Source organism: Rhodococcus sp. Ni2 (genome assembly GCF_021352185.1).
Taxonomy (GTDB): Bacteria; Actinomycetota; Actinomycetes; order Mycobacteriales; family Mycobacteriaceae; genus Rhodococcus_F; species Rhodococcus_F qingshengii.
Window position 1 is genome coordinate 2,645,789 of record NZ_WOXZ01000001.1, and the last position, 23,168, is coordinate 2,668,956.

Annotated in this window: 21 protein-coding genes, 1 tRNA gene and 1 other RNA gene; 14 read left to right on the plus strand and 9 right to left on the minus strand. The window is 61.1% G+C overall.

Features of this window, described 5'->3' with window-relative positions; translation table 11 throughout:
- Positions 1-6: 6 nt before the first annotated feature.
- The gene (locus GN300_RS12880; protein WP_063315219.1) at positions 7-786 is read right to left on the minus strand and encodes a helix-turn-helix domain-containing protein; all 780 of its coding nucleotides are present in this window, start codon (positions 784-786) and stop codon (positions 7-9) included.
- A gap of 39 nt (positions 787-825) precedes the next feature.
- Positions 826-1,497, minus strand: a complete 672-nt coding sequence (locus tag GN300_RS12885) for a response regulator transcription factor (protein WP_007731581.1) — start codon at positions 1,495-1,497, stop codon at positions 826-828.
- A 134-nt stretch (positions 1,498-1,631) separates the two neighbouring features.
- On the opposite strand from GN300_RS12885, the gene GN300_RS12890 reads away from it, so the two are divergent.
- Positions 1,632-1,940, plus strand: coding sequence for a DUF6191 domain-containing protein (locus tag GN300_RS12890; RefSeq protein ID WP_007731580.1), 309 nt, complete (start codon positions 1,632-1,634; stop codon positions 1,938-1,940).
- Between the two features lie 61 nt (positions 1,941-2,001).
- Here the strand turns inward: GN300_RS12890 and GN300_RS12895 are convergent, their stop codons facing one another.
- From GN300_RS12895 to GN300_RS12910, 4 genes are all read right to left on the minus strand, one after another.
- A complete protein-coding gene (locus GN300_RS12895; RefSeq protein ID WP_063315218.1) occupies positions 2,002-2,820 on the minus strand; it encodes a pentapeptide repeat-containing protein in 819 nt (272 codons plus the stop codon).
- 56 nt (positions 2,821-2,876) lie between these two features.
- A complete protein-coding gene (locus GN300_RS12900) occupies positions 2,877-3,095 on the minus strand; it encodes a hypothetical protein (protein WP_233405626.1) in 219 nt (72 codons plus the stop codon).
- Between the two features lie 80 nt (positions 3,096-3,175).
- The gene (locus tag GN300_RS12905; protein ID WP_233405627.1) at positions 3,176-4,303 is read right to left on the minus strand and encodes a Fic family protein; all 1,128 of its coding nucleotides are present in this window, start codon (positions 4,301-4,303) and stop codon (positions 3,176-3,178) included.
- 496 nt (positions 4,304-4,799) lie between these two features.
- Positions 4,800-4,887: transfer RNA gene (locus GN300_RS12910), tRNA-Ser, on the minus strand.
- Positions 4,888-5,023: 136 nt separating this feature from the next.
- On the opposite strand from GN300_RS12910, the gene ffs reads away from it, so the two are divergent.
- From ffs to GN300_RS12930, 4 genes are all read left to right on the plus strand, one after another.
- Positions 5,024-5,123: signal recognition particle sRNA small type (gene ffs, locus GN300_RS12915), an RNA gene on the plus strand.
- Positions 5,124-5,164: 41 nt separating this feature from the next.
- Positions 5,165-6,457, plus strand: coding sequence for an aminotransferase class I/II-fold pyridoxal phosphate-dependent enzyme (locus GN300_RS12920; RefSeq protein WP_003943985.1), 1,293 nt, complete (start codon positions 5,165-5,167; stop codon positions 6,455-6,457).
- A 98-nt stretch (positions 6,458-6,555) separates the two neighbouring features.
- On the plus strand, positions 6,556-7,911 hold the full coding sequence (locus tag GN300_RS12925; protein ID WP_063315216.1) for a glycosyltransferase 87 family protein: 1,356 nt from the start codon (positions 6,556-6,558) through the stop codon (positions 7,909-7,911).
- An 18-nt stretch (positions 7,912-7,929) separates the two neighbouring features.
- Positions 7,930-8,511, plus strand: coding sequence for an HhH-GPD-type base excision DNA repair protein (locus tag GN300_RS12930; protein WP_003943868.1), 582 nt, complete (start codon positions 7,930-7,932; stop codon positions 8,509-8,511).
- A 7-nt stretch (positions 8,512-8,518) separates the two neighbouring features.
- Here GN300_RS12930 and GN300_RS12935 read toward each other — a convergent pair whose 3' ends face one another.
- Positions 8,519-9,427: a LysR family transcriptional regulator gene (locus GN300_RS12935; protein ID WP_003943906.1), complete on the minus strand. Its 909-nt coding sequence runs from the start codon at positions 9,425-9,427 to the stop codon at positions 8,519-8,521.
- A gap of 101 nt (positions 9,428-9,528) precedes the next feature.
- On the opposite strand from GN300_RS12935, the gene GN300_RS12940 reads away from it, so the two are divergent.
- Positions 9,529-10,575, plus strand: coding sequence for a YeiH family protein (locus tag GN300_RS12940; RefSeq protein ID WP_082845697.1), 1,047 nt, complete (start codon positions 9,529-9,531; stop codon positions 10,573-10,575).
- On the opposite strand, the gene GN300_RS12945 is transcribed toward GN300_RS12940, so the two are convergent.
- Entirely contained in the window at positions 10,568-11,572 is a 1,005-nt protein-coding gene (locus GN300_RS12945) for an AraC family transcriptional regulator (protein ID WP_007731570.1), read from the minus strand. The two genes, GN300_RS12940 and GN300_RS12945, sit on opposite strands and share 8 nt — an antisense overlap.
- A gap of 200 nt (positions 11,573-11,772) precedes the next feature.
- Between GN300_RS12945 and GN300_RS12950 the strand changes: the two genes are divergently transcribed.
- The 7 genes from GN300_RS12950 (at position 11,773) to GN300_RS12980 (ending at position 18,826) form a co-directional block, all read left to right on the plus strand.
- Positions 11,773-12,747, plus strand: a complete 975-nt coding sequence (locus tag GN300_RS12950; RefSeq protein WP_063315215.1) for a quinone oxidoreductase — start codon at positions 11,773-11,775, stop codon at positions 12,745-12,747.
- Between the two features lie 30 nt (positions 12,748-12,777).
- Positions 12,778-13,677, plus strand: coding sequence for a TauD/TfdA family dioxygenase (locus tag GN300_RS12955; protein ID WP_007731564.1), 900 nt, complete (start codon positions 12,778-12,780; stop codon positions 13,675-13,677).
- A gap of 52 nt (positions 13,678-13,729) precedes the next feature.
- Positions 13,730-14,782 (plus strand): 3-keto-5-aminohexanoate cleavage protein, encoded by a 1,053-nt coding sequence (locus GN300_RS12960; RefSeq protein ID WP_003943988.1) that lies wholly within the window; start codon positions 13,730-13,732, stop codon positions 14,780-14,782.
- 97 nt (positions 14,783-14,879) lie between these two features.
- Positions 14,880-16,241, plus strand: coding sequence for an MFS transporter (locus tag GN300_RS12965; RefSeq protein ID WP_063315214.1), 1,362 nt, complete (start codon positions 14,880-14,882; stop codon positions 16,239-16,241).
- Complete coding sequence (locus tag GN300_RS12970) at positions 16,241-16,864, plus strand: alpha/beta hydrolase (protein ID WP_042447831.1); 624 nt, start codon at positions 16,241-16,243, stop codon at positions 16,862-16,864. Before GN300_RS12965 ends, GN300_RS12970 begins: the two co-directional genes overlap by 1 nt.
- Complete coding sequence (locus GN300_RS12975; RefSeq protein ID WP_058038218.1) at positions 16,857-18,446, plus strand: long-chain fatty acid--CoA ligase; 1,590 nt, start codon at positions 16,857-16,859, stop codon at positions 18,444-18,446. The genes GN300_RS12970 and GN300_RS12975 overlap by 8 nt, the downstream gene beginning before the upstream one ends.
- An 8-nt stretch (positions 18,447-18,454) precedes the next feature.
- A complete protein-coding gene (locus tag GN300_RS12980; RefSeq protein ID WP_020905896.1) occupies positions 18,455-18,826 on the plus strand; it encodes a carboxymuconolactone decarboxylase family protein in 372 nt (123 codons plus the stop codon).
- 6 nt (positions 18,827-18,832) lie between these two features.
- Here the strand turns inward: GN300_RS12980 and GN300_RS12985 are convergent, their stop codons facing one another.
- Positions 18,833-20,146, minus strand: a complete 1,314-nt coding sequence (locus GN300_RS12985) for an ammonium transporter (RefSeq protein WP_003943791.1) — start codon at positions 20,144-20,146, stop codon at positions 18,833-18,835.
- A 162-nt stretch (positions 20,147-20,308) separates the two neighbouring features.
- Between GN300_RS12985 and GN300_RS12990 the strand changes: the two genes are divergently transcribed.
- On the plus strand, positions 20,309-22,528 hold the full coding sequence (locus GN300_RS12990) for a DNA polymerase III subunit gamma and tau (protein ID WP_063315213.1): 2,220 nt from the start codon (positions 20,309-20,311) through the stop codon (positions 22,526-22,528).
- Positions 22,529-23,168 lie beyond the last annotated feature (640 nt).

Below are 23,168 nucleotides of genomic sequence, written 5' to 3' on the forward strand. Positions count from 1 at the left end.
TCGGGATTACGCGACCGCGTCTCCCTCTGCTAGCGCGACAACGGTATCCGACCCGTGCCAGTCGGGGGCTTGAGTTCGGAGTAGAGCTGCCGGGGTCAGTGAAGAGATTCGGCGGCATTCACGAGTCAAATGGGCCTGATCGCTGAATCCGCAGTGCGCTGCGGATTCAGCGAGTCCCAGCGCGGGTCGACTGCGAGCGAGCGCCATGAAGCGCTGGAGGCGCAGGATCGAGCGCAGCGTTGCCGGGCCGTATCCGAAGGCGTCGTTGCATCGACGTTGGAGTTGGCGCGAAGTCAGTGCCGCCGCGTCGGCGAGAGAGCTGACATTCCACGAATGTTCGGACAGTGCGGTGCGAACGTGGTTGATCACCGGATCGTGACGGAAACTCGAACTTACCCAACTCCGAACAGCGCTTTCGAGGATGGAGACCTGTTCGTGGTCTTCGGAATTTTCCAAGCGGTTCAACAGTATTCGTTCCGTGCGTGCGTCGGTTACATCGCTGAGATCGGCGCGAGAATCCCGAAGCTCGGACGCCGAGGTTCGCAACATCGGCGATGCCGATCCAGGGCGGAATCGAACACCCACGGAGCGTGTTCCGGGCGGAAGAGTGAATGACCATGCAGCGGTTTCGGGGCCACAGACGCGTATGCCGACGCCGCATATCCACAGCACGTCCATGCAAGCATCGGGCACGAGGAGGTGTTCTCCTTCTGCGCACGCCGTCCAGCCACACACCAGGATGTCGGAGAGATCCGGGGCGACCGATTGTGGTGTGTACCAACCCATGACAAGAGCTTATCGAGCGGCACCGACACGAAGGCGACTTCAGTCGACCGGGCCGAAGCGGTATCCGAATCCCCTGATGGTTTTGATGTACTTCGGTTTCGCGGGATCGGATTCGAGTTTGGACCGCAGGCTGAGAATGGTTGCGTCGACTACACGCGTCCTTTCGTGGTCGGAACCCCACACGTTTCGGATCAGGTGATCACGTGAGTACACGCGCCCAGGCTCGGTCGACAGCTCCAGGAGTACCCGCCATTCGGTCCGACTGAGGACCAGCAGCTTTCCGCCCATCGTCGCCGTCATCGCACGTCGATCGAGGAGCAGGTCACCGTGACGTTGGTGTTTGCCGGGGGCGGGATGTGCGGTTTCACGAAGGATTGCGGTGACCCGAAGATCGAGCGCGTGAGAATCGATCGGGTTCAGCACAAAGTCCGAGACAGCGCGATGTGGTGCTTCGTCGATGTCCTCGTAGGTATCCACCAGCATCATGATCGGCATCGAACTGCGCAAGCGGATCTGCCGTGCGATCTCGTAGCCGTCGATGTCCGGCAGAAGGAGATCGATCACGGCGATATCGAAACTGTCGGTGTCCAGGTCATCGAGTAGTCGACGCCCGGTGCGGACGAGCTGTATCTGGTGCCCGAAATGTATTAATTCGGTACCAAGCGTCTGGGCAAGCTCCGAACGATCGGTAGCTGCAAGTATCAAGCTCACGTGAAATCCTCCCCCCGAAGGTGTTACTAGTCGTAACAGCTTGCATTGTGGCAGATCATCGACCGCGGGACCAGACATAGGGCGGCCGATCGGAAGTCGAGGGGACCGGGGGCGTTCGTCGCTAGACTTCTTTCATGGGCACTCTGTTCGCGTTGACGCTGCCAGGCTTGCTCGTGCTGCTGGTCCTGTTCGCTTTCGCCGAGACTCTCTGGAACCGGCTCACCGGCGGCCGGGCACTGCCGTGGACTCGGGGACGTACGACTCGTCCGGTCTCGGCCGCGGGCTTCGAAGAGGTTGCTGCCCTGTTTCAGGGGTCCAAGCATCATGAATTCGAACAGCGTCAGAGCGCATTGATGCATCGTGAGGACGGAACGGACGGTGACCCGCCGTGGGTGTCTGTCGATCCGGAAGCTAACAAGGTCGTTCTCCGTCGACGGAGTTGACAGTCGCCGACAGTCGACGGAGTTGACAGTCGCCGACAGACGACGGAGTTGACAGTCGGGTTCAGGCCCAGTGGCTGGGGCGGGTCAGTGAATCGGGAAGTGTGGTAGCCGAATCGCCGATCGCCCCGTTGATCTGGAACTGAGTGAGAAAGATACTGCCGCGGAGTTTTGTGCCGCGAATGTCGGTGCCGCGTAAGTCTGCACCGATCAGATCGGCTCGATCGAGTTCGCAGTCGCGGAGGTCTGCACCGATCAGGTAACTCCCGCGAAAGTTGGCCCCACGTAGATCGGAACCACGAAATTTGGCGCCGATGAGGTCTGCGCCGCGGTGGTCGAGTTTTCGACCCTTCTTGGTTGAGATCGGTGAGCGCACAAGGTTACTCGTCTGCAAGAGCAGTGTGTTGACTGCCGCTCGGTGTGCTGAGACGTCGACGGTTTGAATCTGCGAAGGTGTGCCGTTGGTCAGGCTTTCCGTCTCTGCGAGTGCAGCGTCGAGTTCCTTTCGTATCGAGTGGGTTTGCTTCAGCGAGCGGGCTTCGGCGAGATACCAGAGCAGTTCGTGCAACTGGCGTATGACAGGGAAGGTTTCGAACATGTCTGACGCGGTCTCCGGGGCATCACGCCAGCTGACGCCGTCGTAGGTCTGCTGTGAAACCTTCTGTCCCGCACCGAAACAGTCGTAGACGGTGCAACCGGTGAAGCCCTTCTTTCGCAATCCGGTGTGAATGCCGCAACGGAAATCCTGCTGCAGGTTCTTGCAGGGGTCGCCGGCATTCTTGTTGGTCGCGAAGTCGGAGGACTTGGAAAAGGGGAGTGCGACGCAGCACAGACCGAAGCAACTGCTGCAATCTGCGAGCAGATTGGTCTGGCCGGCAATCACGCGTACTCCCGATGGTTGGGTTGGACGGAAAGTCTGTCCTCGGGTTTGTGAGTCTGTCAAACGAAATTGCGTGGTTCGGCAGCAAGAAGTCCAGCGGTTCCGAGGTCGTATCCCGCGCAAATTGCGGGGTACCAATCCGGCAGACGTGATTCTGGACCACGCTCGTGAAGTAGGTCGAAAATCGGGTGGACGGCCCAGCTCGCTGCAACCAATCGCCGTGCGGTACCCGGCGGCAGAACCAGTGCGCCGACGAAGACCACAAATGTTGCGGCCACTGCACTCCATTCGCGAGTGGGAATGGAAACGTCGATCGTGCGCCCAATCGCCACCTAGCCCATCTGCGACCTGGCGAAAATCACTCCCCATCCAGATCGAGGAGCGATACCCCCCGTGCCGTGAGCCGGAAGCGCAGCGGTCTCTTCGTAACCGTCTCAATGATCCCGGCATCGTCCAGGCGCTGAAGTCGCGGGCGGGCGAACTGGCTGGATCGACCCACCACCTCGACCAGGGTGTTCAACTTGATGGCGCGGTTCGCCTCGAAGCAGTGGGTCTGACCCAGGGTGAACAGGACTGCGCCGATGTGGTTGCTATCAACCGGCGGCGTCGACTCGCGATCGAGTCCCAAGTTCAGCGGAAATTCCTCATCCTCCACCAGAACGCGGATACGCGCCTCGAGTGTGTCGATCTTATGCCGCCTCTCGGAGAGGTCGAGCAGCAGTCGATGTTGCGCCTCGGCGATGATCTCCAGCATATCGATCAGGTAGGGCGTCAGATCTCCGCGGTTCAATGGATTCTCCGCGTCAGAGAATGCTTTGTAGTAACGATCCTTGTTGTCGGCGACGGTCGCCGACAATGCCAGGCTCGTATACGGAGCCAACACCTGTCGAAGGTCCAGCGCGAGAAGGTAGCGTCCGGTTCGGCCGTTGCCGTCGTAGAACGGGTGCGTGTACTCGAAGATGAAGTGCGCGACCACTGCCCTGATCAGTCGTGGAATCGAGTCGTCGCCCCCCTGGCTCAGCATGAGGGTCAGCGCGTCGTCGATCGCTGACTCGGGTACCACACCGGTGTGCACGACCTTGATTCCTGACGTGATCGATACTGGCCCTTGCCGGAACCGCTTCCCATCGGGGGCGTCCTCGTCGCGAATCTCGCCCCGAGTTACCGCGTCGTAGACGTCTCGGATGTCGTCGAGCGTCTGTGGACTCTCGGCCTGGTCGTTGCCGATATTGAGATAGAGCCGCACCATCTCGGCGAACCGCTTGTTCGCGAGGGGTTGCTCCGCCCACACCATCTCGATTGCCTCGCTGATCTCCTTCCGGGTTGAGCGGACCTGTTCGATCTCGTTCGTTGCCTGGATCTCGTCGATCACCATGCGATGCAGGTAGTGGGTGCGCGCGAGGGCCGGCAGCCCGTTCCACTCAGCCCGGATCTTCGGCTCGAAGCTCATGATCCGTTCGATCAGCGCTGCGACTTCGGGTGTCATCAGTGCGAACGTCGAGTGTTCGCCGATCAGTAGGTCCCAGTGGACGGCGGCGGGAGAATCGCGTCGCGCTCGCTCCTCAGCATCGGCACCAGCACGATCTCGTTGGTGAAAGATCGATTTCAACGTCCTGTACGCCATCTGGTCTCTCCCTGTATCCACGCTATATTGCCGCCTTGCTTTCCATGCCTATCTTATCCAGAATGGGATCTGGATAAATAAGACTTGCGGCGCGGGTGTCATTTCATGACCAACGCGGGCTGCAGGAGCAGATGTGGCCATAGCTTCCCGAATCGGGTTCGGGCCATCGGCGGGCCACTCGAAATCACGCAGCAGCATTCCGATTCGGCGCGCTGCGGGATCGAAACCACCACGAGTCGGCAGACCGTCTGAGCTCGCAGAACATCGAGCTGAACCGAGACCCTGTTGCATTACTCGTTGCATGAGGACAGAAAAGAACCCCTGTGAACCGCTTCTCAGCAGTTCACAGGGGTTCCTTTGGCGGAGGATAGGGGATTTGAACCCCTGAGGGCGTTAACCCAACCCGCGTTCCAGGCGAGCGCCATAGGCCACTAGGCGAATCCTCCGTGGAGCAGCATACCCAATTGCGGGCGCGAAGCGTTAAACGGGTACCTGACCTGCGAAGAACCGGTGGAACTCGATGTTTGCATCTCGGCCCCGGTAGGTGGTGTGTAGCGGCCGGCGAAAGCCGTCTACACTGTTCATTGGATCCCGCGCGGCGCGCATCCTGTGAACTCCCCCAGGGCCGGAAGGCAGCAAGGGTCAACGGGCTCTGCCGGGTGCGCGGGGTCCTCTATTTTTTCACATACCCGACCCCGCCTCGTCGGTGAAAGGCCGCTCCGGATGCCTATCCAAACCCAGATCGGGTTGATGAGCCATGAAGAACTCACCTCCGAGCATGAGAGCCAGAGCGCGAAGTACACGCAGCTCCAGGCGCAGAAGCTCGCACTCGATCTGACCCGCGGTAAGCCTTCCCCGGAACAACTCGACCTTTCCGCAGAGCTGCTGACGCTGCCCGGCGACGGTGATTTCCGTGACGGAAGCGGCACCGACTGCCGTAACTACGGCGGACTCACCGGTCTGCCGGAACTGCGCGCCATCTTCGGTGAGCTGCTGGGTATCCCCGTTGCGAACCTTCTCGCCGGAAACAACGCGAGCCTCGAGATCATGCACGACAACGTCGTGTTCTCACTGCTCCACGGCACTCCGGATTCGGCCCGGCCGTGGGCACAGGAAGAGAAGATCAAGTTTCTCTGCCCCGCACCGGGCTACGACCGCCACTTCGCGATCACCGAGTCCCTCGGCATCGAGATGATCGCGGTGCCGATGAACCACGACGGCCCGGATGTCGTCAAGATCGCCGAACTTGTTGCGTCAGATCCGCAGATCAAGGGCATGTGGGCGGTTCCGGTTTACGCGAACCCCACCGGGGCCGTGTACTCCGAAGAAATTGTCCGTACGCTCGCGTCGATGCCGACGGCCGCGCCCGACTTCCGCCTGTACTGGGACAACGCGTACGCCGTACATCCGCTTGTCGGCGAGACTGCGCCTTCCTACGACATTCTCTCGATGGCAGCGGAGGCCGGACACCCCAACCGTCCGCTCGTGTTCGCGTCGACGTCCAAGATCACTTTCGCCGGCGCTGGTGTGAGCTTCTTCGGTAGCTCGGCGGAAAACCTTGCCTGGTACCAGAAGTTCCTGGGCAAGAAGAGCATCGGACCGGACAAGGTCAATCAGCTTCGCCACCTGCGTTTCTTCGGCAATGCCGACGGCGTTCGTGCGCACATGGAGAAGCATCGCGCGTTCCTCGCGCCCAAGTTCGAGCTCGTACTGCGGATCCTCGAGGATCGTCTCGGTGCATCGAAGGTCGCGTCTTGGACCGAGCCGAAGGGCGGATACTTCATCAGCCTCGACGTGGTCGACGGCACGGCCAAGCGGGTCATCGAACTGGCGAAGAACGCGGGTATCGCGCTCACCGCTGCCGGATCGGCTTTCCCGTACAGCACGGATCCGGATGACCGGAACATCCGGTTGGCCCCGAGCTTCCCGTCCAAGGCTGAACTCGAAGTTGCCATGGACGGCGTGGCTACGTGTGTCCTGCTCGCAGCCACCGAATCGCGTCTCTCCGAGATCTGAGTTCTCGAAGCGGCGTGCCCGGTCGGTACTTTTCGGTCTCGTCTTGTACCGTTCGGAGCATCAATTCCCGACATAGGGTGTAAATCCCGGAGGTTGTAGTGACGGGCGCGATCAACGCTTCGGATGGGCCTTCTTTCGAGGCGCACACCGCGAAATCAGAGTCGGTCATCGAAGCTGACATACCGCGACGCACGCTCCGTGTCGGTGTTCTCGGATTCTCTTTGCTCGGTGTTCTGGCAGTCGCGTCCGTGCTGATGGTTCTTTTCGCCGTGCCGATGAATACGCGGTACTGGGGGATCTTCGAAAATTTCCTCGATCTCGACGTCTACCGCCACGGCGGCAGCGTTGTGGTTCAGGGCCTTCCGTTGTACGACGGGCCAGTCCTGGACGGGATGATGTTCACGTACACCCCGTTTGCGGCTTTGCTGTTCACGGTGTGGGCGGTGCTCTCGTTCAAACAGGCGATTGTTGTGTGGACGGGTTTGAACATCGCTGCGTTGTTCGCAGTGATCTTGTTGTGCTGGAAGTACCTCGGTTATCGGCTCGACGTGAAGGCGTACGCCGTGAGTGCGTTGGCGACGACGATCTTTCTGTTCATGGAACCGATACGTACGACGCTCTGGCTCGGGCAGATCAACATCTTCCTGCTGCTCTTGATCGTGTGGGACCTCGGTCGGGACGAGAAGAGTCGGCTCCGAGGAATCGGGGCAGGCATCGCCGCCGGCGTGAAGCTCACTCCGGCCTTCTTCTGGGCGTACCTCTTCATCACTCGTCAATGGCGTGCGTTGGTGACGGCCGTCGTGACGTTCGCTGCGACCGTTGCGATCGGCTTCGTCGTGATCTACAACGATGCGTACAAGTACTGGACCGGCACTCTTGTCGACAGCGAACGCGTCGGACCGACGGATGCTCCGAGCAACCAGTCCGTGTCCGGTCTGATCGCTCAGCTCACTCACACTCCGACGCCGTCGCGGGTCCTGGTCCTAGTCTTCAGTGCGCTGGCGGTATGCCTCGGACTCGGTGCCGCGTGGATTGCTCACCGGCACGGCCAGAAATTGCTCGGCCTCACCATGACGGGGTTGACTGCGACCACTGTCTCGCCGTTCTCGTGGGGCCATCACTGGGTGTGGTTCGTCCCGCTGGTCGTCCTCGCCGCGCACTACGCGATGGTGTCGAAGAAGCGCTGGGCGTGGGTGGCGCCGTTCGTTTTCCTGCTCCCGGTCTTGAACTGGTCTCACACCTGGTGGGACCCGTCGGTCATTCCGGGTACGGATCGCTTCATCGGAATGGGCCTGTTCATGTTCGTGCCGCCCGAGTATCTGCGGATTCCGACCGTCGGCGTCTACCTCTGGGTCTTCACGCTTGCCGCGGTCTCGACGGTGGTTCTGTTCGGCTGGAAGAAGTGGAAGATTCCGGCCCCGGATGCGTCGGCGCCGGTCACAACTGCCGCCTGACGTGGCAGTATCGGACTCATGGCACTTCAACTGAACCTTGTCGGTGACCCCGAAGCTGATGCTCTCCTCGCCGAGGACCCGTTGGCGTTGTTGATCGGAATGCTTCTCGATCAACAGGTTCCGATGGAAACGGCCTTCCTCGGTCCGAAGAAGCTGGCGGATCGGCTCAGCGGTATCGACGTCAGGCGTATCGCCGACATGGACACCGACGAGTTCATCGCCGTCTGTGCCGAGCCTCCGGCTGTGCACCGATTCCCCAAGTCGATGGGCGAGCGTATCCAGCTCATGTGCCAGTTCATCGTCGAGAACTACGACGGCGACACCGCGGCGATCTGGACTTCGGGAAATCCCGACGGCAAGGAAGTGCTGAAGCGGCTCAAAGCCCTACCCGGTTACGGGGATCAGAAAGCCCGGATCTTCCTGGCGTTGCTCGGAAAACAGATCGGCGTCGAGCCGAAAGGTTGGCGCCAAGCGGCCGGCGACTACGGGCTCGAAGGTTCGAGGCGCTCGATTGCAGACGTGGTCGACGAACAGTCTTTGCTCGAGGTCCGCGAGTTCAAGAAGGCCGCAAAGGCAGCAGCGAAGGCCGACAAGAAGTAAGCCGCTTTCAGGATTTCCGGGACCCGCTCGCACGCACTACTTTCATCAGGTCTCCTGCGGGACCCTCGAGCTGACGCGGGGGACGCCACACTGCGCGCAGGGATCGGTCGAGTTCCAAGCCTTCGACGGCTACCACCCGAAGTTCTCCCTGCTTCACCTGGTCCTCGACGGCCAGCGTGCTCAGTACCGCCGGGCCGACGCCACCGAGCACGCTGGTTCGAATCGCGGCCGAACTACCCAGTTCCAACAACGGTGCACCGCGCTCGTATTCGTGTAACGCCAGGTCGAGAGTCGTTCTGGTTCCCGATCCGGGCTCGCGCACCAGCAGCGGCGTCGCTGCCAGTTCGGCGACGGTCAGCGGCTTTCGTCGACGCGCCCATGGATGATCCGGATGAACGACCACGACCAGCGAGTCACGCGCGACGGTGACGCTGGACAGGCTCTTCGGAACGGTCGGTGACTCGACGAATCCGAGGTCGCACATTCCCACCTCGACAGCCTCGAGGACGCGGGTCGAGTTGTAGACCTGAAGGTGGACGGTGACACCAGGATGTAGTGACCGAAAGATACCGAGCCAGGCCGGAATCAGATGTTCGGCGACGGTCATGCTGGCACACACGGTCAATTCCGCGGATCGTTCGGTCCGCATCCCTTCGGCGACGTCGAGAAGCTGCCTCGAGTTGGCGAGGACGCGGCGCGCCCAGTGGACGATGACGGTCCCCTGCGGAGTCAAAGTCGCCCCCGTCGACCTTCGGTGTATGAGTGGCATCCCGAGCTGCCGCTCGAGGGCTTTGACGGCGCGGCTGGCATTCGGCTGCGCAATGTTTGCTGAACGGCTTGCCGCACTGAGACTTCCGTGATCATCGATGCCGATGAGTAGCTCGAGAGTGGTGAGGTCGGGCCACCGTCTGGTCATGCAAACAGGCTATACCGAACTTCACGTTCATATCGATTTGATATGCCGTGATGGTAGAAATCGCCCTACCGGAGCGATGGTGGCTCAAGGACGCTGGATGAGTGAACCGTGATGTGAAGTCCGTGGCCGAGAAACCCGCAGTCGCACCTTCGTCAGAAGTACGACGGTGGTCCAGTGTGGCTGCATTGGTGCCCGGAGTTGCGTTGTGCGCCTTGGGGGCCACGGTCGCGCTGATAGCCGGTCAGTTCACCTCCGCCGTGAGTCCGTTGCTGATTGCGATCGTGGCGGGTGCGGTGTTGGCGAATACCGTCTCTTTGCCGGCGAAATTCCAACCTGGCCTGGCATTCTCGGCGAAACGGCTACTTCGGGTGGGTATCGCTCTGCTCGGGCTGCAATTGATATTCTCCGACATCGTCGGTTTGGGCTGGGGAGTGATCGCCGTAGTGGTGGCGATTGTGTTCCTCGGTATCGCCGGGACCATGTATGCCGGAAAACTTCTCGGATTGAGTTGGTCGCAGAGAATTCTGATTGCCTGCGGCTTCTCGATCTGTGGCGCTGCCGCCGTGGCTGCTGCGGACGGTGTGGTGAATGCGCGAGAGGAAGAGTTGCTCACCGCTGTTGCGTTGGTGGTGATCTTCGGAACTCTGATGATTCCGACAATCCCACTGTTGGCCAACGCTTTCGGTATGAACGAGGTCGGTGCAGGCATGTGGGCCGGTGGGTCGATCCACGAAGTGGCGCAAGTGGTGGCTGCCGGCAGCGCTCTCGGCGCCACCGCGTTGGGTGTCGCGACCGTGGTGAAACTTGCGCGCGTGTTGATGTTGGCGCCGGTCATGGCATTTCTGAGTATCCGGCAACGCAGGATGGTCGACAGCACTGCCGCCAAGCGTCCCCCGCTGATTCCGTTGTTCGTCGTGGCATTCATCGGCTGCATGGGCTTGCGCTCCACGGGCATCTTGCCGGATGAGCTTCTGGGGCTGGCGAAGACGGTGCAGACGGCGCTGTTGGCGGTCGCGATGTTCGCACTCGGGCTGGGGGTGCGGTTGAGCGTCATTCGTGGAGTTGGCGCCCGGCCATTCGTGCTGGCCGCGATTTCCACTGTGTGGGTGGCAACGATCGCCTACGTCGGAGTCGTGCTGGTCAGCTGATCGAGCGCTGAGTCCGCCACGCGCTCGGGCTCATCGAGAACTGAGTGCGAAACCAGCGCGAGAAACTACCCTGCGTCGAAAACCCGAGGTGCACAGCCACTTCGGTCAACGAATAGCGAGGGTTGGAGACAAATCGTTCCGCGAGGGAGCTTCGAACCGAATTGAGAACGGCCGTGAACGTATCTCCGGATTCGGCGAGATGACGGTGCAGTGTCCGCCGGTCGAATCCGAGACTGCGTGCCACCTGCTCGACAGAGCAGCGGCCGGTCGGAAGCAGAACTTCGATCAATTCCTTGGTGCGGCTGAGGGTATCGGAGGTTTCCGAGGCGGGAAGCGAGTCGAGGAACTGGCGAGCGTACGGCCGGAGTAACTCGTCGGAAAGTTGGTTAGCCGCATCCAGGTCGGCGGCGAAGAAAACGATACCGGTGAACTCGTGATCGAATTCCACCGTCTCGCCGAGGATTCGCCGATGCGTGCTCGTGTCTTTCGGGGCATTGTGCGTGAATCCCACGCTGACCGGTTGCCATCGAGAACCCAGGAAACTCCGCAGGATCTGCAGTGTCGCGCCGACTGCGAGTTCGACGCTCTGTCTGGTGTCGACCGGTTCGCCGACCTCGAGCGAGATTCGCAGGGTGGCGAGTCCGTTGACCTCGTTCAATCGAATGCGTAATGACTCGTTGTACGTGTGCTCGTATCGCATCAATACGTCGAGTGCGCTCCTGACGTCTGGCTCTTCCCTGATGACCAAGCTGAGGGGGCCGAGATTGGACAGTCGACGCAGGCCGGCGAGTAGAAGCCCGAAGTCTTCGTGTCCGGACTCCGCTGCCGATCGCTCCAGGAGCGATGCGATGGAGGCGGCCGGTACCCATTGGTCGGGGTTCGCCAGGCTTGCCGGGCTCAGGCCGACACTTCTCATGAGGGCCACAGCGTCCACGTCCACTGTTCGGCACAGGTCGACGTATCGGTTCAGTGACGCGTAGCGGGCGAGTGGCTTCATAGGTCCCCCTTTACTCGATGTCCCGAAATGTTGTGTTGTGTGTCTCGTCAAGTTAAGCATGTGAGCCGGATCTCACATAGTTTTGTCCACATCAGTTCGGCACGACCACGAAGCCGAGCACCGACTTCTGGAAGTTGTTGCGTGCGAATACTGCTCGACCGTAATCGAGTCGAGCCCGCCCACAGAATTGGAGAGCAATGATGGCAAACGCCATTCGGTTCCACGAGATCGGCACACCGTCCGTCATGCGTTGGGAAGAGATCGAGGTAGGACGACCGGGCGCCGGAGAGGTTCGGGTTCGTCATGAAGCGGTGGGGTTGAACTTCGCCGACACCTACTTTCGAAGTGGCCTCTATCCTGCGCAATTGCCTGCCGGGATGGGCGTCGAGGGCGCGGGTGTGGTCGAAGAGATCGGCGAGGGAGTAGTCGATTTTGCAGTGGGGGACCGTGTGACCTACACCGGCAGTCCGCTGGGTGCGTACGCCACCGAGCGGATCATGGCGTCGTCCGACCTGATCGCGCTACCCGACGGCATCGCCTTCGACACCGCGGCCGCCATGACCATGCGAGGACTGACTGCCGCCTACCTTCTACGTCGCATCTACCCATTGAAAGCGGGAGACACCGTGTTGCTACATGCTGCGGCGGGCGGGGTTGGACTGATCTTCACCCAGTGGGCAAAACTGTTGGGAATCAATGTGATCGGAACGGTGTCGAGCGACGAGAAGGCGAGCGTTGCCCGAGCTCACGGTTGCGATGAAGTCGTCATCTACACCCGCGAGGACGTCGTCGCGCGTGTCAAGGAGATCACCGGGGGCGTCGGCGTGCCGGTTGTCTACGACAGTATCGGGCAATCCACGTTCGACATCTCTCTCGATTGCCTTGCCAGGCGGGGGCTGCTGGTGTGCTTCGGAACGGCGTCCGGACCGATTCCGCCGATTCAGGCAATGCAGTTGGCAGTCAAGGGATCACTCTTCCTCACACGTCCGGCTCTCGCCGATTACATCGCGGATCCCGAAGAACGTGCCGAACTGGCGGGCGAACTGTTCTCACACGTCGAGTCCGGGCGAATCAAGATCGAGATCAACCAGCGGTACCCCCTCGAAGATGCGGTGCGTGCGCACCACGACATGGAGTCCGGTCGCAGTATCGGTTCCTCCGTCTTCTCCGTCTGAACCGAAACAGCACTTCCCAGAGGAATTGTCATGACCAACACCGCAACGCTCACAGAAAACCTTCCCTCGTCGAGGAATACGATCCGCGTCGAGAAATTGACCTGTTCGATCGGGGCAGAGTTGTCCGGGGTGGATCTCGGCGAGGTCGCGCGAGATGATGCACTCTTCGCCGAAATCAAGGCATTGTTGCTCGAACACAAGGTTCTGTTCTTTCGCGACCAGACCTTCTCCAAAGCCGAGCACGTAGAACTTGCCCAGCGATTCGGTGAACTCGAGGATCATCCGGCTCTGGGCAGCGACCCCGACCACCCGGGCCTGGTCCGCATCTACAAGGATCTGGACAGCCCGCCGGAGCATTTCGAGAATGCATATCACTGCGACGCCACCTGGCGCGTTAACCCGCCCATGGGATGTGTATTGCGTTGTGTGGAAACACCTCCTGTCGGCGGCGACACGATTTGGGTGAACATGGCACTCGCCTACGAGAATCTGCCGGCGCGGGTCAAGGAGCAGATCAAGGATCTGCGTGCCAGGCACAGTATCGAGTCGACCTTCGGCGCTCGGATGCCGATCGAACAGCGGCACCAGCTGAAGGAACGCTTTCCCGACGCCGAACATCCCGTGGTACGAACACATCCGGAGACCGGCGAGAAGATTCTCTTCGTCAATTCGTTCGCCACACACCTCGTGAACTATCACACGCCCGAGAACGTCCGCTATGGAATCGATTACGCCCCCGGCGCCGGGAATCTGCTCACTTACCTGGCGAGCCAGGCTCAGATTCCCGAGTACCAGGTTCGGTGGCGTTGGACCGAAAACAGCGTCGCGATCTGGGACAACCGTTCGACACAGCATTACGCGGTGCAGGACTACTGGCCCGCGGTTCGAAAGATGGAGCGCGCCGGAATCATCGGCGACGCACCGTTCTGATCTCTCTTCCCAGCCCCGAAGATAAATTCATTCACTCGATCGGAGTCACGCTATGCATTTCCACGACGATTCACTGTTCCCCGAAACCCAGGACAAGCTTGTCATCACCGTTGCTCCCTACGGACCGGAGTGGGAGCCGGACGATTTTGCAGAAGACCTCCCTCTGTCGATGGACGAGCACGTCCAGCAAGCCGTCGACTGTTTCAACGCCGGTGCCACAGTTCTCCACATCCACGTGCGTGAACTCGACGGCAAGGGCTCGAAGCGTCTGTCGAAGTTCAACGAGCTTCTCGGTCGCTTGCGTGAGGCCGTTCCCGAGATGATTCTGCAGGTCGGCGGGTCGATTTCGTTTGCCCCGGAGGGGGAAGGTGCCGATGCGAAGTGGTTGTCCGACGACGTGCGTCACATGCTGGCGGAATTGGAGCCGGCTCCCGATCAGGTGACGATCGCGATCAACACCAGCCAGATGAACATCATGGAACTGATGACCGACGACGACATCGCGGGTACGTCGATGCAGCGTCCGGAATTGGCCGATACGTATCGGGAAATGACTGTGCCCGCCGGTCCGGAGTGGGTGGCAGAGCACCTGCGCCGGTTGCAGGCCGCTGGAATCCAGCCGCATTTCCAGTTGTCCAGTATTCCGCAGCTCGAAACGGTGGAGCGGTTGATCCGACGCGGCATCTACACGGGTCCGGTCAACCTCACGTGGGTCGCAATCGGCGGCGGCTTCGACGGCCCCAACCCGTACAACATGATGAACTTCGTCCAGCGTGTTCCCGACGGTGCGTGCCTGACGCTGGAAACGCTGATGCGTAGCGTCCTGCCGGTGAACACGATGGCCATCGCGATGGGCTTGCACGCTCGTTGCGGCAACGAGGACACCATCTGGGGCCGCAAGGGCGAGAAGATGACGTCGGTGCAGCAGATCGAGCAGTTGGTGCGCATTGCAGGCGAATTGGGCCGCGAGGTGGCTACCGCGAAGGAAGCTCGGGACATCTACCGGATCGGCGAGACGTATGCCGACACCGACGAGACGTTGGCGAAGCTGGGTTACGCGCCCAACCGCCGTATCGGCCAGCTGGGATTCACGCAGCACGCCTGAGTTCACACCCTCTCGTACAACAGTTCCGGGGGTACGAACCGCGACGGTTCGTACCCCCGAATCCCCCCGTCTACCTCGAGTACTTCCTAGGAGAGTCATGGGACTGCAAGCTCCCGCCACGCCACGTGTGGACACCGCGCTCGGAATCGGCGGACGACGAAAGTTATACCCGTGGATCGTTTTCGCCCTGGCTTTCGGTCTTCTGCTCTCGGACTACATGTCGAGGCAGGTGCTCAGTGCAGTCTTCCCGATCCTGAAAGCGGACTGGGATCTCTCCGATTCGCACCTCGCCTCCCTGAGCAGCGTGGTGGCATTGATGGTCGGGCTGTTGACGTTCCCGTTGTCGCTGCTCGCGGACCGCTGGGGCCGCGTCAAGAGCTTGATCTTGATGGCGGTGTTGTGGAGTGTCGCGACGTTGCTGTGCGCAATCGCTCAGACCTACGAACAGATGTTGGGCGCCCGGTTCCTGGTCGGTGTCGGTGAAGCGGCGTACGGCAGCGTGGGTATCGCCGTGGTCCTCAGTGTGTTTGCGCCCCGCGTGCACGCAGCTCTTGCCGGTGCCTTCATGGCCGGTGGATCGTTCGGTTCGGTCATCGGTGTGGCAATCGGTGGGTTCATCGCAGTCCAGTTCAGTTGGCGGTGGTCTTTTGCCGCCATGGCGATCTTCGGTCTGATTCTGGTCGCGCTCTTCCGTGCCCTCGTCACCGAGAAGAAGCTCACCGCTTACGCCGTCGAGGCCGCGCCGGATGCCGCCGGGGAAGCGGTGAGACACGACGGTTTTCGTGCGCCGGTGTCCTCGCTGTTCACCAATCCCGCCGTGTTGTTCGCCTACATCGGTGGTGGTCTCCAGATGTTCACCGCCGCTGTACTTCTGGCGTGGTTGCCGAGCTTCTTCAATCGTTACTACGATTTGGCCCCGGACAAGGCCGGCGTCACGGCTTCCGTGTTCGTCCTCCTGGTCGGAAGCGGGATGGTGGTCTGCGGTTTCATCACAGATAGATTCAGCCGCGACGATTCGGCGCGAAAATGGACCACCGCCATTGTCTACTGCGCCATCTCGTTGGTGACGCTGAGCATCGGGCTCCGGTTGGGCACGGGGACAGCACAACTCGTGTTGCTCGGTATCGGTGCATTCTTCTCCGCCGGTTCGTCGGGGCCGACGGCAGCGATGGTCGCGAACCTTACCCATCACTCGATTCGAGCGTCGGCCATGGGAACGCTCACCGTCGCCAACAACCTTCTCGGGCTGGCGCTCGGTCCCTTCGTTGTCGGCATCCTCGCCGATCACCTGGGTCTTCTCGGTGCTCTACAGCTTTCGCCCTTCGTCTATGTCGTCGCGGCCCTCGCGTTGGTAGCCGGCAAGCGTGCCTGTCCCGCCGGGATGAGGCGGCTGGCGACGTTGCAGAATCGGCCCGAGATCCCCGGCGCCACTGAAGTAACAGACGTTCGGAGCTCATGATGAATGAATCAACTACGGTAGTAATGGTTCCCGGTCTGCGGGATCATGTCGAAGATCATTGGCAGACTCACCTCGCGCGCAGGCTCGACAACGTTCTGACGGTTCCTCCCCTCGAGACCGACAAGCTCAGCCGCGATGCGCGGGTTGCGGCATTGAACGAGGTGCTGACAAGTGTCTGCGGGCCGGTGGTCCTGGTCGGGCACAGCGCCGGAGTCATGACAGTTGCTCACTGGGCGAGGGCGCATCATCGAGAGGTTGCGGGCGCACTTCTGGTCACGCCGGCGGATCTCGAACTTCCGCTGCCCGAGTCTTATCCGTCTCTCGAAGATCTCGACCGACACGGGTGGCTACCGATACCGCGTCAGCGTCTGCCGTTTCCGAGCACGGTCGCGGCGAGTCGGAACGATCCGCTGGCCGGGTATCGCCGAGTTGTGGGTTTGGCTGAAGGATGGGGGAGTCGGTTGCTGGATCTGGGCGAGGTCGGACACCTCAATCCGGCGTCCGGATACGGGTATTGGCCGCGGGCGGAATCGTTGGTGTTGGAACTGCTCGAGTCGGTGTCGCACGCCGCCTCGTCTCATGCCACGGATTCCGAGGCGCAGGAGGAACACAGTCGTGCTTGATCTTGCTGCTCTGCTGGAAGATTCGGCCCGGCGATACCCGGAACGGGATGCGCTGGTTCTCGGGGAAGCGAGGCTGACGTATGCGCAGTTCGACGCCTACGCGAATCGCATCGCCCATCTGCTCGTCTCGCGGGGTGTCGAGCCAGGTGACAAGGTGGCGTTGTCCTGCCCGAACGTTCTCGAGTTCCCGATCGTCTACTACGGCATTCTCAAGGCCGGCGGCGTCGTCGTTCCTCTGAACATTCTGCTCAAGGGGCGCGAAATCGCCTATCACCTGGCTGATTCGGAAGCAAAGCTGTACTTCTGTTTCGAGGGAAGTCCCGAATTGCCGATCGCCGAGTACGCCATCGCCGGGTTCGAGCAGAGCGAGACCTGTTCGGCCCTGATCGTGATCAGCGCCGAGTCGGGTGCACCGTCGTCGATCCTCGGAGTCGAGACTCTAGGCGAAGCACTGGCATCCGTGTCCGGCACGGAAACGCCTGCAGTCGCGGTTGTTCGTGAACCGACGGACACCGCGGTCATCCTCTACACCAGCGGCACTACCGGAAAGCCCAAGGGCGCCGAACTCACTCACTGCAACATGGTCTTGAATGCACTGTCGACCAACCGGTTGTTCGAGAGCGTTCCGTCCATGCATGAGCGTTATCTCCTGACTTTGCCGTTGTTCCACTCGTTCGGCCAGACAGTGACCATGAATGCGGGAATCTGCGTCGGTGCCACCTTGGTGTTGATGCCGCGCTTCGATGCGACCGCGGCACTCGAGATCATGGAACGCGAAAAGATCTCGGTCTTCGCGGGCGTCCCGACCATGTATTGGGGACTGCTCGGCGTGCTGGACGAGGTAGTGAAATCCGGAGTGGATATCGAGACCGTTGCACAGAACATGCGGTGCGCGATCTCCGGTGGCGCAGCGCTTCCCGTGGAAATATTGACACAGTTCAGGGAACGCTTCGGTGTTCAGATCCTCGAAGGGTACGGGTTGTCCGAGACCTCTCCGCTGGCCTTGTTCAGTGACCCGGAGAGCGACCCCCGGCCCGGTTCGATCGGCGTGCCGATCTGGGGCGTCGAAGCGCGGCTTGTCGACGACTCTTGGCACACGATCGCCGGCCCCGATGAAGTGGGAGAGTTGGCCATTCGCGGGCACAACGTCATGAAGGGCTATTTCAACCGACCAGAGGCGACGGCGGAAGTCATGCGCGACGGATGGTTTCGCACCGGCGATTTGGCACGGGTCGATACCGACGGAAATTACTACATCGTCGATCGCGCGAAGGACATGATCGTGCGGGGCGGATTCAACGTCTACCCACGCGAAATCGAAGAGGTTCTGCTCACTCACCCAGCCGTCTCACTCGTCGCCGTCGTCGGGGTGCCGGACTCGAGCCTCGGCGAAGAAGTTGTCGCGTTCGTGATCCGAGAGCCGAGTGAAGAGATCTCCGAATCGGATCTCGTGGAATGGACGCGGGAACAGATGGCCGCCTACAAATATCCGCGTCGCATCGAGTTCGTGCCGTCGCTGCCGATGACGGCAACCGGAAAGATTCTCAAACGTGAACTGAATCAAGCATTTTCGATGGTCTGAGGAGATCGATGACTGACGTTCGAGCAAGTGAAGCTTTTCCCGTGACCCAGGCCATGAAGGATTCGGGTGGCTGGAATCCGTTGTGGGACGGACTTTCGGAGCTGGATCCCGAGTGGACCGAGCTGTACATGAAGACAGCGATGCAGCCCTGGAACAGCGGGGTGCTGTCACCTCAGGTGATCCAGTTGCTGTGCATAGCCGTCGATGCGGCGAGCACACACATGTACGCACCCGGCGTACGACGCCATATTCGCGCCGCGCTCGACATGGGAGTGACCCCGAAGGAGATTCTCGAGGTGCTGAAACTGACCACCGTCGTCGGGATTCATTCCTGCAATGTCGGCGTTCCGATCCTGATGGAGGAAATCGCGAACCGGTGAGGGCGGTCAGTCCCGCTCGCGGTTCTCCCGTTCCTCCCGCTGACGCTGGAGGAACGGGCTCGGGTTCTGTCCGCCGATCGGACCGTGGCCGAGGACTCCGTGCTCGTAAGCCGACTCCGCGTGCAGGGCAACGTCGATTCCGCGGGCCTCGTCTTCACGCGAAATGCGGAAGCCGAAGGTCTTGTCGATGAGCTTTCCGAGACCGTAGGTCACACCGAAGGCATAGAGCGCGACCACGACGACGCCGACGAACTGCTTGCCCAACTGTGCGAATCCACCGCCGAAGAACAAACCTTCCGGACCGCCCGTCATCACGGCCGTCGCGAGGAGTCCGATCAGCAACGAGCCGACGATTCCACCGACGAGGTGCACGCCGACGACGTCGAGGGAGTCGTCGTAGCCGAGCTTGTGCTTCCATCCCACGGCGTACGAGCAGACGATGCCGGCGATCAGACCGATGACGAGCGCACCGAACATGTTCACCGTTCCGCACGACGGGGTGATCGCGACCAGACCGGCGACGACGCCCGAAGCTGCGCCGAACGTCGTGGGGTGTCCGTCACGATTCTGCTCGACGAACAGCCAGCCGAGTAGTCCGGTGCAACCGGCGACGAGTGTGTTGAGGAAGATCTGCGAGGCCATACCGTCGGCCGCAAGGGCCGAGCCGGCGTTGAATCCGAACCAACCGAACCAGAGCAGGCCTACGCCGAGCAGGACGAACGGCAGATTGTGCGGACGCATCGACTCGGCCTTGAAACCCATCCGCTGGCCGAGGACCAGTGCCAATGCCAGACCCGACGCTCCGGACACGATTTCGACGACGAGGCCACCGGCGTAGTCGAGTGCGCCCATCTGTGCGAGCCATCCCTGCGGATTCCACACCCAGTGAGCGACGGGGACATAGACGAGCAAGGACCAGATGGGGACGAAGATCATCCAGGCGGAGAACTTCGCGCGGTCGGCGATCGCACCACTGATGAGCGCTGCAGTAAGGATTGCGAACGTCAATTGGAAGGTTGCGAACAACACTTCCGGGACATTCCCGTGCACCGTCGACGGGTCGATGCCCGCCATGCCGATGTGCTCGAGTCCGCCGATGATGCCACCGTGATCGTCGCCGAACACGAGGCTGTAGCCCACGAACAACCACGCAACCGTGACGAGTGCGATCGAGACGAAACTCATCATGATCATGTTGAGTACGCCCGTCGAGCGGACCATGCCGCCGTAGAACAGTGCGAGTCCTGGCGTCATCAGAAGTACGAGTGCAGTACTGACGAGCAACCAGGCAGTTGCTCCGGCATCGATGGTGGCGGGCACAGTTTTCTCCTCACGCACGCGGACCAGCCCGCGTGCACGGAACCCACGATGGGTGCGTGCGGTTTCCTCCGCACTGCGATTGTGTTGCGAACATGTTTCGGGAGAAGTCGGCGTTGCACCCGCACCGGACCACCTGTCGTGGGTCGCCGGTAGTCTTTGCGCGTGGCCCTGTACCGGAAGTATCGACCCGCGTCCTTCGCCGAGGTGGTGGGGCAGGAGCATGTCACCGCACCGCTCAGCACGGCCCTCGACACCGGACGCATCAACCATGCCTACCTGTTTTCCGGCCCGCGCGGCTGCGGAAAGACGTCGTCGGCGCGAATCCTGGCGCGTTCGCTGAACTGTGAGCAGGGACCGACGTCGACGCCGTGCGACGTGTGCGACTCGTGCGTTTCGCTGGGCCCGGGCGGCACAGGCAACCTGGATGTGACGGAACTCGACGCCGCAAGTCACGGTGGCGTCGACGACACCCGAGAACTCCGAGACAAGGCGTTCCACGCACCCGCCGCATCTCGCTACCGCGTCTTCATCATCGACGAGGCACACATGGTGACGGCGGCGGGTTTCAATGCGTTGCTCAAGATCGTCGAAGAGCCGCCGGAACACCTCATCTTCATCTTTGCGACGACGGAACCGGAAAAGGTTCTCCCGACCATCCGTTCGCGTACACACCATTACCCGTTCCGCCTGTTGGCGCCGTCGACCATGCGCGGACTCCTGGAAAAGATCTGCGCCCAGGAGGGCGTACCGGTCGAGCCTGCGGTGTATCCACTGGTCATCAAGGCCGGTGGCGGTTCCCCTCGTGACTCGTTGAGTGTCCTCGATCAGCTGCTCGCGGGCGCAGGAGAAGAAGGTGTCACGTATCCGCGCGCTCTCTCTCTTCTCGGAGTCACCGACGTCGCGCTCATCGACGAAGCAGTAGACGCCCTGTCTGCCAGTGACGGGGCCGCGTTGTTCGGCACTGTCGATCGCGTGATGGACGCCGGTCACGATCCACGCCGATTCGCGCTCGATCTTCTCGAGCGCCTGCGTGATCTCATCCTGATGCAGGCTGTTTCCGATGCCAGCGAACGAGGATTGGTCGACGCTCCGGAAGCGGAGCTGGTCACGATGCGTGAGCAGATTCAACGAGTCGGCCCGGCCACGCTCACCCGCTTCGCCGAGACTGTCCATGCCGGACTCAGCGAAATGCGTGGTGCGACGGCGCCGCGGCTACTGCTCGAAGTGATGTGCGCGCGAATGCTGCTGCCGTCGGCCTCCGACACCGAGTCAGCTGTATTGCAGCGGCTGGAGCGCCTGGAACAAGGTATTCCGGCTGCCGGAGTCGCGGCTGCTCCTCGCGCGGCAGCAACGCCGGCACCCACCGTGCCGCCGCTCGAACCGGAGATTGCTTCCAAGTTCCAACGGCCCTCTCAACGCAAGGCCGAGCCTGAGGCACGGCCGGAACCAGCCCCGCCTGCTCCAGCTGCGGCGCCGCCGGTTGTGGAGGCTCCTGTCGTCGAACCTCCGGTAGCGGCAGTTCCCGTCGTCGAGACTCCCACTGTCGAGATCGTGGAACCGCCGGTTGCCGAAGCTCCGGTGGTTGAAGCTCCGGTTGCCGAAGCTCCAATAGTTGAAGCTCCTGTGGTTGAACCACCGGTTACTGCTCCTGTCGAGGCGGAAGAGCTGATCGGGCTTGCCGAGCCGGAACCCGACTACGAGCCCGAGCCCGAGCCCGAGTTCGACGAGCCGGCGGTTGCCGAAGCTGCGCCGGTCTCGGCAGGCCCCACAGTCGAGACTCTCCGTGAATCGTGGAACACCTTGCGCAACAAGGTCGGTGAACGAAACAAGGTTCTTCCGGCCATGCTGTCCGCTGCGACGGTTCACGACGTGCGTGGACATGTCGTTGTCATCGCTCACGGCTCACCGGTCCTGGGTGCTCGTGTGACGCAACCGCACAACGCGGCGGTCATTTGCGAGGTCCTTGCCGAAATGTTCGGTGGCACTTGGCAGGTCGAGTATCAAGAAGGTGCGCCTACAGCGCCGACAGTATCGAGCGCAACCAAGGCGACGGAAGCTCCGAGCCGCCCTGCCGCTGCGCCCCGCTTCTCTCGCCCCAGTCAGGAGCGCGCAGCGCAGCAGCCCAAGGCCCCGCAGCCCCAGCGCGGAGATTCGGACGACATTCCGCCGCCCGAGGCCCCCGACTATCCGGAAGACCCTGGACCGGCCCCTGCTCCTGAGGTCGACTACGAGGCAACTCCTCCGCCTGCAACGCCGGAGGACGAGGACGAGATGTTTGCGGAGGCGGCGGAGCCCGCTGATCCGACTGCCAGACGTGATCCCGAGGATGTTGCAAAGGAACTCCTCAAGGACGTCCTCGGAGCTCGCCGCCTCGAAAGCTGAGTTGCCGAGTCGGTCCGTGTGCGTGAAACAGCTGTCGGAATCCAGCTGCACCACTGTGTGATCGAATTGTTATAAGTGCCGTTCCCTTTGTGCGCGCGCGTCTCGAAAGCGCGCCGGCTCGGCCTCGCAAAGCTGAATTGTATGTGGCTGGTTTGCTGGCACATTCGTTCGCTCAGTTCCGGTGTAACGAAACGTCGATTCGGACGATGGTCGCCGAAGAATATCTGGAATTTCTCGTTGTCTGATGCGCATTCGAGTGCTGCTGTTAAATTTCGGTGTGTCACGAATGTTCAGATTGATAGTTGTCGGATGTTTGATTTGCGGGGATCGACCAATTTGGGACATTCGGCGAATTGGCCACATATTCGGCATTGCGGCATTTCGGTGCATATTCAACTGAATATTTGCCGATCGCGAGAAAATGGCGGCCGTGAAACCGGGATCCGGTACGGATGTTCAAGCAGGAGCATGACCGGTTGCGAAGCAAATAAGTAACTCCGAGTTACAGCTAACGCTCGATTGCTGTCAAATTGCTGAAACACGTTCATTGCGCCGAACAACCCTTGTTATTTGTTTATGCCTTGAGGTGAATCTGCGTTTTACACACCGATGAGGGCGTGGTTAGTCTTCGATCGATTGA

What these genes read in the sequence shown, in the direction of transcription:
- GN300_RS12970 (WP_042447831.1), top strand. Translation starts at nt 16,241, where the DNA reads ATGAATGAATCAACTACGGTAGTAATGGTTCCCGGTCTGCGGGATCAT.
- GN300_RS12980 (WP_020905896.1), top strand. Translation starts at nt 18,455, where the DNA reads ATGACTGACGTTCGAGCAAGTGAAGCTTTTCCCGTGACCCAGGCCATG.
- GN300_RS12945 (WP_007731570.1), bottom strand. Translation starts at nt 11,572, where the DNA reads ATGAAGCCACTCGCCCGCTACGCGTCACTGAACCGATACGTCGACCTG.
- GN300_RS12890 (WP_007731580.1), top strand. Translation starts at nt 1,632, where the DNA reads ATGGGCACTCTGTTCGCGTTGACGCTGCCAGGCTTGCTCGTGCTGCTG.
- GN300_RS12880 (WP_063315219.1), bottom strand. Translation starts at nt 786, where the DNA reads ATGGGTTGGTACACACCACAATCGGTCGCCCCGGATCTCTCCGACATC.
- GN300_RS12920 (WP_003943985.1), top strand. Translation starts at nt 5,165, where the DNA reads ATGCCTATCCAAACCCAGATCGGGTTGATGAGCCATGAAGAACTCACC.
- GN300_RS12935 (WP_003943906.1), bottom strand. Translation starts at nt 9,427, where the DNA reads ATGACCAGACGGTGGCCCGACCTCACCACTCTCGAGCTACTCATCGGC.
- GN300_RS12965 (WP_063315214.1), top strand. Translation starts at nt 14,880, where the DNA reads ATGGGACTGCAAGCTCCCGCCACGCCACGTGTGGACACCGCGCTCGGA.
- GN300_RS12905 (WP_233405627.1), bottom strand. Translation starts at nt 4,303, where the DNA reads ATGACACCCGAAGTCGCAGCGCTGATCGAACGGATCATGAGCTTCGAG.
- GN300_RS12950 (WP_063315215.1), top strand. Translation starts at nt 11,773, where the DNA reads ATGGCAAACGCCATTCGGTTCCACGAGATCGGCACACCGTCCGTCATG.
- GN300_RS12930 (WP_003943868.1), top strand. Translation starts at nt 7,930, where the DNA reads ATGGCACTTCAACTGAACCTTGTCGGTGACCCCGAAGCTGATGCTCTC.
- GN300_RS12955 (WP_007731564.1), top strand. Translation starts at nt 12,778, where the DNA reads ATGACCAACACCGCAACGCTCACAGAAAACCTTCCCTCGTCGAGGAAT.
- GN300_RS12960 (WP_003943988.1), top strand. Translation starts at nt 13,730, where the DNA reads ATGCATTTCCACGACGATTCACTGTTCCCCGAAACCCAGGACAAGCTT.